Origin of the sequence: Gordonia tangerina, assembly GCF_021556435.1 — a bacterium.
GTDB classification, from domain to species: domain Bacteria; phylum Actinomycetota; class Actinomycetes; order Mycobacteriales; family Mycobacteriaceae; genus Gordonia; species Gordonia tangerina.
Genome location: NZ_JAKGCU010000001.1, coordinates 553,529 through 568,776 on the forward strand (window position 1 = coordinate 553,529; position 15,248 = coordinate 568,776).

13 protein-coding genes are annotated in these 15,248 nt (G+C 66.0%); 10 read left to right on the top strand and 3 right to left on the bottom strand.

The window, feature by feature from the left end; genetic code table 11:
• Positions 1-91 precede the first annotated feature (91 nt).
• Positions 92-1,090, bottom strand: a complete 999-nt coding sequence (locus tag L1892_RS02585; protein ID WP_235721863.1) for a DUF389 domain-containing protein — start codon at positions 1,088-1,090, stop codon at positions 92-94.
• A 181-nt stretch (positions 1,091-1,271) separates the two neighbouring features.
• Here L1892_RS02585 and L1892_RS02590 point away from each other — a divergent pair, with 181 nt between their 5' ends.
• The 6 genes from L1892_RS02590 to L1892_RS02615 all read left to right on the top strand — a co-directional run bounded on the left by L1892_RS02590 (position 1,272) and on the right by L1892_RS02615 (position 9,044).
• On the top strand, positions 1,272-2,861 hold the full coding sequence (locus L1892_RS02590; protein ID WP_235721864.1) for an MFS transporter: 1,590 nt from the start codon (positions 1,272-1,274) through the stop codon (positions 2,859-2,861).
• Between the two features lie 319 nt (positions 2,862-3,180).
• Positions 3,181-4,443, top strand: coding sequence for an ABC transporter substrate-binding protein (locus L1892_RS02595; RefSeq protein ID WP_235721865.1), 1,263 nt, complete (start codon positions 3,181-3,183; stop codon positions 4,441-4,443).
• A 109-nt stretch (positions 4,444-4,552) separates the two neighbouring features.
• Positions 4,553-6,580 carry an ABC transporter permease gene (locus tag L1892_RS02600; RefSeq protein ID WP_235721866.1) on the top strand — a complete coding sequence of 676 codons (2,028 nt, stop codon included), beginning with the start codon at positions 4,553-4,555 and terminating at the stop codon, positions 6,578-6,580.
• A complete protein-coding gene (locus L1892_RS02605; protein ID WP_235721867.1) occupies positions 6,573-7,484 on the top strand; it encodes an ABC transporter ATP-binding protein in 912 nt (303 codons plus the stop codon). The genes L1892_RS02600 and L1892_RS02605 overlap by 8 nt, the downstream gene beginning before the upstream one ends.
• Positions 7,481-8,251, top strand: coding sequence for an ABC transporter ATP-binding protein (locus tag L1892_RS02610; RefSeq protein ID WP_235721868.1), 771 nt, complete (start codon positions 7,481-7,483; stop codon positions 8,249-8,251). The genes L1892_RS02605 and L1892_RS02610 overlap by 4 nt, the downstream gene beginning before the upstream one ends.
• A gap of 70 nt (positions 8,252-8,321) precedes the next feature.
• Positions 8,322-9,044: a TetR/AcrR family transcriptional regulator gene (locus tag L1892_RS02615; RefSeq protein ID WP_235721869.1), complete on the top strand. Its 723-nt coding sequence runs from the start codon at positions 8,322-8,324 to the stop codon at positions 9,042-9,044.
• Between the two features lie 70 nt (positions 9,045-9,114).
• Here the strand turns inward: L1892_RS02615 and L1892_RS02620 are convergent, their stop codons facing one another.
• Together L1892_RS02620 and L1892_RS02625 are read right to left on the bottom strand one after the other, a co-directional pair.
• Positions 9,115-9,996, bottom strand: coding sequence for an LLM class flavin-dependent oxidoreductase (locus L1892_RS02620; RefSeq protein WP_235722012.1), 882 nt, complete (start codon positions 9,994-9,996; stop codon positions 9,115-9,117).
• Positions 9,997-10,035: 39 nt separating this feature from the next.
• Positions 10,036-11,559 carry an FMN-binding glutamate synthase family protein gene (locus L1892_RS02625; RefSeq protein WP_235722013.1) on the bottom strand — a complete coding sequence of 508 codons (1,524 nt, stop codon included), beginning with the start codon at positions 11,557-11,559 and terminating at the stop codon, positions 10,036-10,038.
• 591 nt (positions 11,560-12,150) lie between these two features.
• Between L1892_RS02625 and L1892_RS02630 the strand changes: the two genes are divergently transcribed.
• The 4 genes from L1892_RS02630 to ehuA are packed head-to-tail and all read left to right on the top strand — an operon-like array spanning position 12,151 to position 15,182.
• On the top strand, positions 12,151-12,996 hold the full coding sequence (locus L1892_RS02630) for an ectoine/hydroxyectoine ABC transporter substrate-binding protein EhuB (RefSeq protein ID WP_235722014.1): 846 nt from the start codon (positions 12,151-12,153) through the stop codon (positions 12,994-12,996).
• A 20-nt stretch (positions 12,997-13,016) separates the two neighbouring features.
• Positions 13,017-13,748 (top strand): ectoine/hydroxyectoine ABC transporter permease subunit EhuC, encoded by a 732-nt coding sequence (gene ehuC, locus L1892_RS02635; protein ID WP_235721870.1) that lies wholly within the window; start codon positions 13,017-13,019, stop codon positions 13,746-13,748.
• A complete protein-coding gene (gene ehuD, locus L1892_RS02640) occupies positions 13,745-14,389 on the top strand; it encodes an ectoine/hydroxyectoine ABC transporter permease subunit EhuD (protein ID WP_235721871.1) in 645 nt (214 codons plus the stop codon). The genes ehuC and ehuD overlap by 4 nt, the downstream gene beginning before the upstream one ends.
• A 31-nt stretch (positions 14,390-14,420) precedes the next feature.
• Positions 14,421-15,182 (top strand): ectoine/hydroxyectoine ABC transporter ATP-binding protein EhuA, encoded by a 762-nt coding sequence (gene ehuA / locus L1892_RS02645; protein WP_235722015.1) that lies wholly within the window; start codon positions 14,421-14,423, stop codon positions 15,180-15,182.
• Positions 15,183-15,248: the final 66 nt, after the last annotated feature.

Below are 15,248 nucleotides of genomic sequence, written 5' to 3' on the forward strand. Positions count from 1 at the left end.
ATACGGGTTCACACCGCGCCTGGTGTAGCTCGCATCTCTACCATCGCAGAGCAGACGCCACGTCGTCGGCAAAGTGGCCGACAGGTGAAGATCAGTCGGCCTGCGTCCGTCCCCCGACGGTGTGCACCACGACGACCTGCGGGTCCCACGGCACCAGGTCGTCGACGGTGTGCTGGAGGTCGTCCACCGGTGGCAGTTGCTGTGGCGCCAGCACGCTGATCGTCACCGCATTTCCGCTCCACGACACATCGGTCACTTCCGCGGTGTCGTATCCGGCGTCAGACAGCCACTGGTCGGTCGCAGTGGCAATCTGGCGGGACCAGAGCGACGACAAGGAGTTGGCGACCATCGGGATCGCCACCACGACGAGCGCGACGGTCAGCACCACATACGCGCGTACACGCGGCCGCTGCGGACCCGCGCCGGCCTGCACGGCGAGTTCGGCGGCCTCGCGACCGTATCGTCCGATGGTCAGGATGATCGTGGCAGTGATGATCATGGCGATCACATTCGACGCGAACAGCACGAACGCGCCCAGCGCCAACGACGGCGCTCCCGAACCGAGACAGACCCCGACCACCCCGAGCGGCGGCACCAACGAGATGGCGATGGCGACGCCGGGCAGGACGTCGCCGACGTCGCGCCGGGTGATTGCGATGGCGCCGACCAGGCCGGTCGCGATGGCCGCCAAGAGGTCCACCAGGGTGGGGGAGGTGCGCCCGAGGACCTGCGAATTGGCCAGCACGTTGGTCGGGTTGGGCAACAGCTGCGCCATGACCGCGCCCAATGCGGTCACCAGCACCACCCCGATGACGATGTAGCCGACACTCGACAAGATCAGTCGTCCACGCGCGGTCACGATCCCGAGCCCGACGCCCAGGATCGGGGTGGACAGCGGTGCGACGATCATCGCGCCGATGACGGTGGCGGTGCTGTCGGCGACCACGCCGGCAACCGCGATGATCCCCGAGAGCGTGAGCATGATCCAGAATGCGGACTGCTTCGAGAGTCGTTCGCCGACCGAAAAATCGAGCCGTTCGGCCAGCTCATCGAGGGTGCGGCGTTGGGAGTCGGGGATGAGTGTGAGCACCGTTGTGGCGCCTTTCTTCTCGACGACACCACCGGGCCTGGTGTGTCTTTCGTCGGTGATCTTAGGCCGCAATCGCCGACAGGCCCCATCAGGCGGCGGAATGTCGCCCGAACGTGACTCCGGCAGTTCGAATTCCCTGGCGTGCGCATCCTCGGCGCTCGGATCGTCGTACTCTTGACGCGTGACGGCGCCCGTATCGAAGCCCGACGACGACGGTGTCGCGCCCGCGCGCGCGGGCCGAGTCCTGACCGCGCTGATCCTCGTGGCGGGGGTCGCCAACATCAATCTCGCGGTCGCCAACGTCGCTTTGCCCGACATCGGCGAGGCACTCGACGCCAGCTCCACGCAACTGAACCTCATCGCGGTCGGCTATTCACTCGGGCTGGCCGCCTCGGTGCTCTACTTCGGTGCCCTCGGCGACAGGTACGGCCGCAAACGCATGCTCGTGTTCGGTATGTCGCTGTCGATCCCGGCCTCGCTGGTGGCCGGATTCGCGCCGTCGTTCGAGGTGTTGTTCGGGGCCCGGGTGGTGGGCGGTATCTCAGCGGGCCTGGCGTTTCCCACCACTCTGGCGGTGATCACCGCCCTGTGGTCGGGCGCTCGGCGCACCAAGGCGATCGCGGCCTGGTCGGCTCTGGGCGCGGCCATCTCGGCGTCCGGCCCGGTGCTGTCGGGGGGACTGCTCGAAGTGTTCAAGTGGAACGCGGTATTCCTCGTCACCCTTCCGTTGGCCGTGATCGCCCTGATCGGCGCCTGGTTCCTCGTTCCCTCCGACAGCGGAGACACCGCCGCCACCGTCGACAACCTCGGCGGTGTCCTGTCGATCGTGCTCGTGGGCGCGACGGTGCTCGCGCTCAACTTCGCCCCGTTGGGTGACAAGGGCACCGCGGTAGTGATCCTCACCGCCATCGCACTCGTCGCTGCGCTGGGCTTCGTGGTGCGCCAACTCCGAGTCCGGGTACCGCTGTTCGACCTGCGGATCGCGCGTCGCCGAACCTTCTGGGTGGCGGCCGTCGGCGGCATCATCATTTTCGGCACCTTGATGGGTGCGATGTTCATCGGGCAGCAGTTCCTGCAGAACGTGTTGGGCTACTCCACGCTGGAGGCGGGCGCGATGATCCTGCCCGCGGCTCTGGCGATGGTGGTGGTGGCCCCACAGTCGGCCAAGCTCGTCGAGGCCCTGGGCTCCCGGTTCACCCTCCTGCTCGGCTACGCGTTCATCGTCGCCGGGTTGGTGGTCGCCTACCTCACCTGGGACGAGGGTGCGTCGGTGTGGGTCGTCATTGCCGCCTACTTCTTGATCGGTGTCGGTGTGGGCTTCGCCGGCACGCCCGCATCGCACTCGTTGACCGGGTCGGTGCCCGTGCAGCGCGCCGGCATGGCATCGAGTATGTCCGACCTCCAGCGTGACCTCGGTGGCGCCATCATGCAGTCGCTGCTCGGGGCCATCCTCACCGCGGGCTACGCGAAGTCGCTGTCGGCCTCGATTGCCGCGTCGCCGCAAGCCGACGAGATCACCGCGCAGAGCGAGGCCGCGCTCACCAAATCCTTCTCCAGCGCCGAGGTATTGGCGTCACGCTACCCGCAATATGCCGACCAGATCATCGCCGCTGCGCGAAATGCCTTCGTGGACGGCGATACTCGTGCCTACGGGGCGGCGATTGCGGTGGTGGTGCTCGGTGCCCTGATCGTTCTGTTCGGCTACCCCGGGCACGCCCGCGAGCGCGAGGCGATGGCGCGCTACGCCGCACAGCAGCGCCTGACGGACTGACCGGCCGCACCGCTTCGGGACCTCCTCTGGGCAGTGTCCGAAATGTGACGATAAGCATTGTCGCGATCGCACAGATCCGCACTTTCTGGGTCACTTGTCCCATCACTACCTGCGGGGTCACACTCGCGCACAGTGAATTTCACTTCGTGAAACAGCTTGACACCGGTGTAAGGCAGACGCTACTTTCCGAGTGGCCCAGATCACATCAGGCGGATCGGGCCACCGAACCGCCGCCGGTGGTCCGGTGCTCAAATCTGGAACTCGAAGCCCTACCGGGTCGAACAGTCGTGCCCGGAACCGGCGGGAAAGGCATGTGAGTATGCGTAGGAGAACTGGCCGCGTCTTCGCGGCCGCCGTGGCAGCGGCGTGTGTATTCTCCGTTGTCTCGTGCAGCAGCGACGATGACAGCGGTTCCGGCAGCACCGGGGTGGCCGAGGGGAGCGGAACCGCGGCCGCCGGTGACCCGATCCGGGTCGGCCTGTTCAATCCCTCGCAGGGGCCCGGCACCCAACCGGGTGTGACCACCGGCAAGGACGCCGCCGTCGAGTACATCAACAACCAGATCGGTGGGATCAACGGTCGGCCCATCGAGGTCATCGACTGCGGGATCGACCAGACCGCGCCGGAGTCCACGATCTCGTGCGCGAACCAGTTCGTCCAAGCAGGTGTCGTCGCCGCGATCGACGGATACAACTCCGAATCCCAGGCAGCGATGCCGATTCTCACCTCGGCCGGCATCCCGATGGTCGGCCAGATCCCGTTCAACACGGCGACCGGCGCCGAGGCGGCCAACCGGGTGTACTTCGGCCCGCCCGCGGCCGCGTTCCTCGTCGGATTCATGCAGTCCCTGAAGGCGGCCGAGAAGGAGTCCCTGACCCTCGCGAATGCCGATCTGCCGCAGGCGCATCAGGTGTTCGACACCCTCATGGTGCCGCTGGGCCAGCAACTCCAGATCGACGTCAAGGGGGTGTACTACCCGCCGGCCGGACCCAACTACACCGCGCTGGCCACCACTCTCGCCGACGGTGACCCCGCGGCTGCCGGCCTGATGACGTCGGCGAACGAGAACAACTGCACCAAGCTGTCGCAGTCGCTGCGGTCGGTCGGCTACCAGGGCACTATGTTCATGGCTGCGTGCACCGAGTTCATCGACACCATGGGTGCCCAGGCCGTGGGCGCGCAAACGTACTCGCCGATCTGGCAGCCGCCGGCGCTCGAGTCGGCGCCTGAAGAGGTCAAGGAGAACGTGCAGATCTCTGAGCAGTACGTCGACGAGGCCGGAGGCAGCGGCGGCTTCTACGCCTACGGGATGTTCGCAACGCTCGTTGACTTCGTGAACGGACTGAACACGGCCGGCGTCACCGACTTCACCGGGCCGGGCGTGCTGGCCGGGCTGAAGGGGCTCACCGACTTCCAGAGCTTCGCCGGTCCGACCCTCACCTGCGGCAAGGAGACGACCCCGAACTGCACCACCGAGATGCTGCTGTTCGAGGTCACCGGTGACAACAAGACCGAACCGGTCGGCGGTGGCTACATCACGCCGAACCCGGAGGTCCTCAAGATGATCCCGGGCGCCATCTGAGTCCTCTCACACCGGGTCGGGGGGGGGGGGCCGGCGGCCCCCCCCCCCCCCCCCCCGTCTCTTTCCGTGTTCGCGCGCTTCGCCGGCGCACCGATCGATTGGTTCGGTAATGGGGCAATTCCTGCAGTTCGTCTTTCTCGGTCTCTCGACCGGTGCGGTGTACGCCGTTCTCGCATCGTCGCTGGTCGGCGTGTACGCCGCGACCGGTGTCATCAACTTCGCGCAGGGCACGCTCGGGCTGTGGGCGGTCTACACGGTCGCCGCACTGCGTAGCGACGGAGAGCTGGTTCTCCCCATCGGTCACATCCCGATCGGTAGCGCCGACGACCCGGTCTCGATGGGCCCGGCGATCATCATCGGCGTGCTCTCGGCCGTTCTCTGGGCCATCGTCGCGCACTATCTCGTCTTTCGGCCGCTGCGGCATGCGCCGGTGCTGGCGCAGGTGGTGGCGTCGGTCGGTCTGATGCTCTTCATCCAGGCGCTCGTACATCTCCGCTTCGACACCGAAGGTCTGCTGGCCCTGCGGATTCTGCCCGACGACACGATCGAGTTCGCCGGCGCAGTCGTCAACGTCTCCGACCTGATCCTGGCCGGCATCGCGATCGTGATCGCCGCACTGTTCTGGGCATACTTCAAGCTCACCCGGCTCGGTGTGGCGACCCGCGCCGGCGCCGAGGACGAACTCGCCGCGCGGCTCGTCGGATACTCACCTGATCGTCTCGCCGCTGTCGTCTGGGTGATCACCGGCGCCGCAACGGGTCTGATCGCGGTCCTGGCTGCCTTCACGATCGGACTCAGCGTCACCAGCTACACCTTCTACGTGATCCCGGCTCTCGCCGTCGCACTACTCGGTCGACTCACATCCTTCGGAATCGCCTGCGCAGGTGGACTTTTCCTCGGAGCTTTCCAGGCGGTCATCACGTGGTTGACCACCAAGGACTGGTGGCCCGAATGGGCGCAGGCGGGCTTGGGTGATGCCGTACCGTTCGTCCTCATCGTCATCGCGCTGTTCCTGATGGGTGGACGGATTCCCTCCCGCGGTTCACTGGGCGAGGTGAAGATGCCTGCGGTCCGCATCCCACACATCCGTCCCATTCCGACGATCACCGTGCTGGCCGCGGTGACGGCCGCCATCTTCTTCACGGAGGGGACGTGGCGCTTCGGTGTCGTCACCTCGGTGATCTTGTCGCTGATCGCGTTGTCGCTGGTGTTGCTCACCGGCTATCTGGGTCAGATCTCGCTGGCGTCCATGGCTTTTGCCGGCGCCGCCGGGTTCGCGTTGTCGAAGCTGACGGTGAACTGGAATGTGCCCTTCCCGTTCAGCATCCTGTTCGCCGCGCTGATCGCCACCGGCTTGGGCATCCTGGTCGGCGTACCCGCATTGCGTATCCGTGGCGCCCAACTCGCCGTGGTCACCCTGGCCGCGGCGATCGCGATCCAGGGTTTCGTGTTCAACAATCCGGGAATCACCGCCTACGAGGGCAATCTGATCACGGATCCGACGCTGTTCGGCATCGATCTCGGTGTGCGTGACGGCACAAACCTGGTGACCCTGCGGTTCTCGCTGATGGTTCTCGTGGTGGTCACCATCGCCACGCTGGCGGTGATGCGTCTGATGGCCGGGTCCACCGGGCGTGCCTTCCTGGCGGTGCGATCCAACGAGCGAGCCGCGGCCGCGGTCGGGATCAACGTGGCATCGACCAAGTTGCTCGGCTTCGCGCTCTCGGCCTTCCTCGCCGGCGTCGGCGGCTGCCTGATTGGCTACAGCCGAGGCCAGCTGTCGGCGGGATCGTTCACCGTGATGGTCGGTCTGATCCTGCTCGCCATGACCTATGTCGGCGGCATCACGTCGGTGTCCGGTGCATTCATCGCCGGCATCGTCGGACCGCTTGGTGTGGGCTACGTCTTCCTCAACCAGACGTTGGCCCTCGGTGAGTACTACGAGATCATCGCTGCGGCAGGCCTGTTGCTGGCGGCGATCCTCAATCCGGTCGGCATGGCCGGCGCGTTCACCGAGCTCGGCGACAAGTTGCGCCGGCGACATACGCACGCGGACACCCCGGCCGACGACAGCGGCGATGGTGCGGCCGCACCGCTCGTCACCCCTACGACCTCAAAGGCGGGCCTTCATGCCTGACAGCGCGACAACCGTAGCCGCCCCCGACGCCGAGCCGTTGCTGCGCACCCGCGGGCTCTCGGTGCACTACGGCGGTGTCACCGCCAATGCCGACATCGACCTCACCGTCGGAGCGGGGGAGATCGTCGGACTGATCGGCCCCAACGGTGCCGGCAAGACGACCTTCGTCGATGCGGTCACCGGCTTCGCGCGCTCCAGCGGTGAGGTGACCCTGTCCGGGCGGCGCATCGACCGTGCCGGGCCGCACCGTCGGCGCCGCGCGGGTATGGCGCGTACCTGGCAAGCCGGAGAGCTGTTCGCCGACTTGACCGTCGCCCAGAATCTGGCTGTCGCGGTGCAGCGGGTTGGACTACGCGCCATGGTCCTCGACGTGGTGAACGGTTCCCGACCGCCGGCCGGTGTCGTGGAGAAGGCGCTCGACGTCGTCGGCCTGACCGACGTCGCCGATCGCCGACCGGACGAACTGACGCTGGGGCAGCAGAAGCTGGTCGGTGTAGCCCGCGCGCTCGTCGGCGATACCGGGTTGGTCCTGCTCGACGAGCCGGCCGCCGGACTCGACACGCACGAGAGTCGTGAGTTCGGCGGCGAGTTGCGCCGGATCGCCGCGACGGGTGTGGGCATCCTGCTCATCGACCACGACATGTCGCTGGTTCTCGATGTCTGCGACCGGCTGTACGTCCTCGATTTCGGGCGCGTGATAGCGGCCGGGCCGCCGGCGGAGATCACGAACGACCCGGCCGTGGTTGCGGCCTACCTCGGTAGTGCTGAGGTACAGGCCGAGTCGGATTCGGGCGCCGACGATCCGGCACCCGACACATCGGCCGGCACCGTAATGACCCCGGTGGAATCGACCACTACGGACGAGACCACGAGAGAATCGACCACTACGGAGGAGACACGATGACAACGCCGACAGTCGCCGACGGCGCGGTCACGGACTCCGCCGCAGCCGCTCCAGTTCTGTCCCTGGATCGAGTCACCGTCGGTCACTACGGCGTACCCGCGGTGCGTGAGCTGACCTTCGAGGTTCGGCCTGGTGAGATCCTTGCGTTGCTGGGGCCCAACGGCGCGGGAAAGACCACGACATTGCTGTCAGCGGTGGGCGCGCTCCCTCTGATGTCGGGTCAGATCACCGCATTGGGTGAACCGATCGATCATCGTGTCGAGCGCAATGCGCGCCGCGGGGTGACGCTGGTGCCCGACAACCGCGGCTTGTTCCACCGTCTGTCCGTCACCGACAATCTGCGGTTGGCGCGACGCAAGGGTGGGCCGCAGGTGGATGTGGTCTTTGAGTACTTTCCCAAGCTGAAGACGTTGCGCGGCCGACGGTGCGGCAACCTGTCCGGCGGTGAGCAGCAGATGCTGGCCCTGGCGAAGGCATTGTTGACGCGGCCGTCCGTGTTGCTCATCGATGAGCTGAGCCTCGGTCTGTCGCCGGTGGCCGTCCAGGATCTGTTGCCGCGGCTGCGCAGCATCGCCGACGAGCAGAGCATGGCGGTGGTGTTGGTCGAACAGCACATCGACCTGGCGCTGGGCATCGCCGACTCGGCCATCGTGATGCACCACGGGCGGGTTGCGTTGGGGGGCTCGGCCGATGACCTGCGGGCCAGTCGGGATAAGGTCGAGGCCGCCTATTTCGGTCGGTTGGGTGGCACGGACACCCCCGGCTGAGGGTGTCGGGGGCAATGGAGTCCACATCGGTCTGGCCACCCGGACCACGAGGTGATATCAGGAGCCCACAGTGAACAAGCCCGGGCGGACGGGCGCATCGCGTCGTCGTTCGCGACCGCGCAGCACCCGCAATCGACCCACCGATGACCAACTGTTGGACGCCGCCCGGGCGGTCATCTCCGAACACGGGGTCGAACGGTCGACGATGGACATGATCGCCGAACGCGGCGGCACCACCCGGGTGACGTTGTACGCACACTTCGGGTCGCGTGATGCACTGGTCGACCGGCTGATCGAACGGGAGTTGGGCAACTTCACCGACTGGATGGCGGCTGCCTACGACGAAAGCGAAGACTGGTCGTACGGCGCCCGGGCGCGACACTCGGTGGAGGCGACCTTCGACTTCGCGCGGAGCAATCCGGAGGGGTTGCGGCTCCTCCTCGGGCACCGGCAGGAGGCCGAGGATCCCGGCCGTCGGCTCTACACGACGCTCGAACCGCGGGTCGCCGCTCGTTTGCGTCAGAACTACGCCGAACGCGGCGCCGAGATCGCGGCGAGCGCCGATACCCTGGCGTCGCTGCTGATCGGGATCAGTCTCGATGTCGCATATCGTGCGTTGATCGTTGATCGCGCCGACATCGACGTCGCCTGCGAGATCGCGGTGTCGGCCACCCTCGGAGTGTTGCGCGCGGTCTCACCCGAGCAACTGCTCGCGTTGGACGCCTCGCTTGCCGAAGGCGTCGTAGACCCGGACTCGGCGACCGGGTCGTCGCGCATCCACATAGAGAACTGACAACCACGGGGGTTGCTACTCACGTGGATGTCAGCTCCCCATGTGGGTGTCGGCGGCCGATCGGATCGGATCAGCCAAACGCGGCGGCCACCTCGGCGGCACGTCGGAGCTGATCCGGATCAGAACTCGTCGGGATCAGCTGGACCTCGTCGGTGCCGATGGCAGCGAACCTCCGTAGTGTCTCGACCAGCTCGTCCTCAGTGCCGGCCCACCCCGTGGTGGGGGCCATGGCGTCGACGAACTCGGTCGGAATCCAGTTCATGTAGTGGCGGAGGTGTCGGTGGATCTGCTCTCGCGGACCGTCACCGGTGCCGAGTGCGAACCAGAACGAGGTCGCCAGATGTGGACGGCGCCGCCCGGCGTCGGCCCACGCGCGACGCGCGACGTCGAACAGTTCGGCCTGTCGATCCAGGTTCAGATCCAGGGTCACCCCGGCCACCCCATCGGCCCATCCGGCGGCGCTGCGAATGGTCTTGGGTCCGGTGGTGCCGACGTGCAGCTCGGGTCCGCCGGACTGCGGCGGCGTGGGACCGACGGGGAGCATCGAGTCGGTGATCTTCTCGCCCGCCCACACCCGGCGCATCGTGGTCACACGGTCGGTCAATCCGCGGATCGTCTGCGTGCCGGTGTCGGCGCCGACCGCGTGATAATCCTCATGCCGTCCGCCGATCCCGAGGCCGACGGTCAGCCGTCCGCCGCACAGCATGTCGCCGGTGGCCAAGGCCTTGGCCAACATCACCGGGTCATGGAGCTGCGGCACCACCACCGTCGTCACGAGCCGTACGCGCTCGGTCCAGGCGGCCAGCGCACCGAGCAGGGTCAGGGTGTCCGGGTTGTCGAAGGCGATGCGCTCTCCGAAGCACAACGATGAAAAGGACCCTCGGTCGATCTCGGTCGCCCACGTCCGCAGGACATCGGCGTCGAGCCCCGGTTCCATCACCGGCAAGGTCATTCCGATCTGCACGACACCGATTCTGACAAATCGTCGGGCTCAGTTGCCGGCGCTCGGGGCAAACGAATCCGGATCGGCGCGCGTCCAGTCGTCGATCCACGACTCGGGTGGGTCGTCGAGTAACTGACCGGGTGTCAACCACTCGTAGATCTCGGCGTAGGAACGTTGCTCGGTGGCCGAGACGCGTTTGCGGAGCAGATGCGGGCCGAGCTCGGCGGGGTCGCGCACCCCGAGAGAAGCCATCAACCGCATCGCTTCGTCGACGGTCGCCTGGTGATATCGAAACGCGCGGTCACTCTTGTCGTCGACGTCGAGCGCGCGGGCGCGACGCCGATCCTGGGTGGCCACGCCCACCGGGCAGTGGTTGGTGTGGCACCGCTGAGATTGGATGCAACCCACGGCCATCATCATCGGTCGTGCGGCATTGGTGTAGTCGGCTCCCTGGATGAGTCTTTTGACGATGTCGTTGCCGGTCGCGACCTTGCCGCTGGCACCGATCCGGATGATGTCGCGCAGCCCGGTCCCGACCAGCGCATTGTGTACCGTCATCAGTCCGTCGGTCAGCGGCAACCCGACGTGGTCCTCGTACTCCAGCGGTGCCGCGGCGGTACCACCTTCGGCGCCGTCGACCACGATGAAATCCGGCGCGATCGACTCCGCGCGCATCGCCTTGCAGATGGCCAGCACGTCGACTCGCGATCCCACGCACAGCTTGAAGCCGATCGGCTTTCCGCCGCTGAGCTCGCGCAGGCGGGCGATGAAGCCGACGAGTTCACGAGGCGTGGAGAACTCCGAGTGACCGGCCGGGCTGACACATTTCTGTCCCTCGGGCACGCCGCGGTAGCGGGCGATCTCTGCGCTGACCTTCGCCGCCGGCAGCACGCCACCGATGCCGGGTTTGGCGCCTTGGCTGAGCTTGATCGAGATGGCTTTGATCTGTTCGGTGGCCGCCTTGTCCGCGAACTGGTCGGGATCGAAGTGTCCCTCGTCGGTGCGGGTGCCGAAGTAGCCGGAGCCGATCTCCCAGATGACGTCGGCACCACCGAGGTGATACGGCGTGAGGCCACCCTCGCCGGTGTCATGGGCGAACTCGCCTCTGCGTGCGCCGTTGTTCAAGGCGCGCAAAGCGTTACCTGATAGTGCGCCAAAGCTCATCGACGAGATGTTGAGCAGCGACATGGCGTACGGTGCGGCGCAGTCCGGGCCGCCGACCGACACCCGGAATGGATGGGGCGGCGGCTCGACCGGCGCGGTGGAATGCACCAGGTATTCGTAACCGGCCCTGTCGATGTCGCGTTCGGTGCCGTAGGACAGCTCAGCCGCGGTGCCCTTGGCGCGCTCGTAGATCAACGAGCGGACATCCCGATCGAACGGCCGACCATCGACGTTGCGCTCGATGAAGTACTGCTGCAACTCGGGCCGCACCGATTCGAGCAGGAATCGCAGATGGCCGACGACGGGGTAGTTGCGCAACACCGAGTGGCGGCGCTGGACCAGATCGTAGACGCCGAGCGCGGCGAGCGCCCCCACAATCACCGTGGGAATGAGCCAGCCCCACCACACCGCCGACGCCGCGCCGCACCCGATGGCCGCCAGGACCAGAACCGCAACGCACAGGATTCGCACCGCTCGCACACCTCCCGCCCGAGCATAGCCAGGATGCTCCGGCCGCAAACCCGTTGCGTGCACCAGCCGTGACGACCGTGTGAGCTCCTCGGTGCGCTCGTGCTGCCTAGGTCGAAGGTGCGCGAACACAACGCGAGAGACGTCGGCGTCGGATCGGATGGTGTCGACGAATACCACCCGGATTCGTTTTCTGCACAAATGGTTTCACCCAATGACAACCCGATACCGTGTGTGCTGTCAGAAGAAAACGGTCGGACGGGGATGGGCTCGCGAAACCCGGAGGTGGGAAGCCCTTTTGGCGCCATCGTCAGGATGGGCGGGATGAGGGCCGCCTGAGCGCCACCTGAGATCCGTGTTAGGTTCACTAGGCGTACGAAGCGATCAAATCGGAGAAGTTGGGCGTCGGTTCGGTGACCGGAGCGCGGGCTCTGGCCTGTACGGCGGGTGCGTCCCGGCTGTTACCGGAAGGCTGAGTTCATGGCATTGTCTGCAATGAAGAAGACCCTGCATCGTCGATCCGTCCGGACCATGGCGGCTGCAGTCCTGGTGGGCGCGAGTCTCGCGGCGTGTTCATCGACCGATTCCGGCGGCGATTCCAGCCTGTTGGAACAGTTGCAGGACGAAGGGGTCGTCACGGTCGGCTTCGCCGGTGAGGCGCCGTATTCGTTCGAGGAGAACGGGCAGCTGACCGGCGCGACCGTCGCCCTGCACCGCGAGATCTTCGGCAACCTCGGCATCGAGACCGTCGAAGGCGTCAACGCCGACTTCGGTGCGCTCATCCCGGGTCTACAGGCCAACCGGTTCGACGTGGTCAGCGCCGGTATGTCGATCCTGCCCGAGCGTTGCGAGCAGGCCTCGTTCAGCGATCCCGAATTCAACTACACGACCGCTCTGATGGTGCCCACCGGCAATCCGATGAACCTCACCGACATGCAGTCGGTGGCCGAGAGCGGCGCCCGCCTGGCCACCATGACCGGCGCGATCGAGTCCGACTATGCGTCGAGCCTCGGCATCGACAGCATGCAGGTGGCCACCCCGCAGGACGGGATGGACGCGGTCACCTCGGGACGCGCCGACGTCTTCGCACTCACCGGCATCTCGCTGAACTGGATGAAGAATAACAACCCGGACGCCCCGGTCGATGTGACGCCGTCCTTCGTCGCCGTCATCGACGGAGTCCCGCAGGTCGGCGCGGGCGGCACGGTCTTCCGCACCGATGATCAGGACCTGCTCGACGCCTACAACTCCGAACTCGAGAAGATCACCTCCGATCCGGAGAAGTACCTGTCCATCGTCGGTGAGTTCGGGTTCACCGAAGAGGAGCTGCCCGATCCAGAGCTGACCACCGAGGATCTGTGTGCCGGCAACATCTGAGGGGCGACGAGTAACGACTCGTGGGTGACAACTTCGACGCCTTCCTGGATGCGTGGCCGCGCATCTGGGAAGGCATACTCACCACTGTCTACCTGACCCTCGGTGGGGCTGCGCTGGCGTTTGTGCTGGCGCTCGTTCTGGGGGTGGCGGCGGGGGCGCGTCAGATCGCGATCCGCGGGACCGCTCGGGTGATCGTGGAGTTCTTCCGCGGCACATCGCTTTTGGTGCAGCTGTTTTGGCTGTTCTACGTGCTGCCGTTGTTCGGTTACGAACTCGACCCGATGTTCTGTGGCATCCTCGCGCTCGGTCTGAACTACGGCGCGTACGGCGCGGAAGTGGTGCGCGGGTCGCTGGCCGCGATTCCCGCTCCGCAGCGTGAAGCCGCTGTGGCGCTGAACTTCTCGGCCTGGCAGCGGTTGCATCGGGTCATCTTCCCGCAGGCCTGGGTGCAGATGATCCCGCCGATGAACAACCTGCTGATCCAATTACTCAAGGGCAGTGCCCTCGCGAGTTTCATTCTGCTGCAGGATCTGACGTATCAGATCGAACAGCTGCGCCGCGGCACCGGTGACACGCTGTTCTCCTTCGGTATCGGTCTGATCCTGTACTTCTGCATCGCCTACGTGCTGACGCTGTTCATGAATCTCCTCGAGATGCGTGCCAAGTCGCGCCTGGGCGTGGGCCCGACGCTGCGCGAGGTGCTCAGCCTGCGACCCGAGCGGGTCGACGAGAACGTGGGGGTGGGCCGATGAACGTCGACTGGAGTTGGCAGCGCGCCTGGGACTGCCTGCCGATCTTGTTGGAGGGCTTCAAGATCACCTTGCTCGCCACGGTGCTGGGCTTTGTGATCGCGGCGGTACTGGGGTTGGCTATCGCGGTACTCCGTCGAACCGGGCCCGCTGTGATCAGCGTCCCCATCCGGGCGGTCTGCGAGTTCATCAGGCTCACCCCGCTGGTGGTGCAGTTGCTGTTCGCCTACTATCTGCTGCCGCAGTTCAGTGCGCTGCAGATCGGCATCGTGGTGCTCGGCATCCACTATTCGACGTACATGGCCGAGGTGTATCGCGCCGGCATCGACTCGGTGCCCAAGGGGCAATGGGAGGCGGCACACGCGCTGTCATTGCCCACCGCGCGAACCTGGCGTGCGGTCGTGTTGCCGCAGGCCATCCGCAACACGACGCCCGCCCTGGGCAATTACGCGATCTCCATGTTCAAGGACACGCCGTTCCTGTTCGCGATCACCGTGGTCGAGATGGTCACCGCGGCGCAACAGTACGGTGCCCGCACCTTTCAGTACCTGGAACCGATCACGATCGCCGGTGTCATCTTCCTGATTGCCAGCTATCCCACATCCATCCTGATCCGAAAGCTGGAGAAGTCCCTTGCCTACTGAGCTACTACCGACCGAACCGTCGTCGGATGCGATGATCGTGTTCGACAAGGTCGTCAAACGTTTCGGCGATCACGTGGTGCTCGACCACCTCGACTTCCGGGTCGAGCGCGGGGAACGGGTGGCCCTGATCGGTCCCAGTGGCTCCGGCAAGACCACGATCCTGCGCCTGCTGATGACCCTCGAGGACGCAAACGGCGGAGTGATCTGGGTCGAGGGTGATCCACTGACCCATCAGTTCAAGGGCGACAAGTTGGTGAAGCCCTCGCAAAAGCACCTGCGTGCTGTCCGCTCCAAGATCGGCATGGTGTTCCAGCAGTTCAATCTGTTCCCCAACATGACCGTGCTGGAGAACATCACCGAGGCGCCGATCCACGTGCTGGGCAAGAGCAAGGCCGAGGCGGCCGAACGTGCCCGGGAACTGCTCGCCACCGTCGGCCTCCAGGACAAAGAGGACGCGCACCCCACCAAACTGTCCGGCGGCCAGCAGCAGCGCGTGGCCATCGCCCGGGCGTTGGCGATGGACCCCGACATCCTCCTTCTCGACGAGGTCACCTCGGCGCTGGACCCGGAACTGGTGGCCGACGTGCTCGGCGTGCTGCGGCGCATCGCCGAGACCACCGACATCACCATGCTCATCGTCACCCATGAGATGGGCTTCGCACGCGACGTCGCCGACCGGGTGCTCGTCTTCGACCAGGGGCGCATCGTCGAGGAGGGCGATCCGAAACAGATCTTCACCGCCCCGCGTGAGGAGCGGACCCGGTCATTCCTGAAGGCCGTTGTGGATCACTGAGTGTCGCGGTGGTGTGCGGGTAGCAGCGCCCTCCGACCGGTTTGTGTCCGAGCAGACCCGTGATCT

Coding starts and splice junctions, on each gene's coding strand:
- L1892_RS02595 (WP_235721865.1), top strand. CDS start 3,181: ATGCGTAGGAGAACTGGCCGCGTCTTCGCGGCCGCCGTGGCAGCGGCG.
- ehuD (WP_235721871.1), top strand. CDS start 13,745: ATGAACGTCGACTGGAGTTGGCAGCGCGCCTGGGACTGCCTGCCGATC.
- L1892_RS02630 (WP_235722014.1), top strand. CDS start 12,151: ATGGCGGCTGCAGTCCTGGTGGGCGCGAGTCTCGCGGCGTGTTCATCG.
- L1892_RS02610 (WP_235721868.1), top strand. CDS start 7,481: ATGACAACGCCGACAGTCGCCGACGGCGCGGTCACGGACTCCGCCGCA.
- ehuA (WP_235722015.1), top strand. CDS start 14,421: ATGATCGTGTTCGACAAGGTCGTCAAACGTTTCGGCGATCACGTGGTG.
- L1892_RS02605 (WP_235721867.1), top strand. CDS start 6,573: ATGCCTGACAGCGCGACAACCGTAGCCGCCCCCGACGCCGAGCCGTTG.
- L1892_RS02620 (WP_235722012.1), bottom strand. CDS start 9,996: ATGACCTTGCCGGTGATGGAACCGGGGCTCGACGCCGATGTCCTGCGG.
- L1892_RS02600 (WP_235721866.1), top strand. CDS start 4,553: ATGGGGCAATTCCTGCAGTTCGTCTTTCTCGGTCTCTCGACCGGTGCG.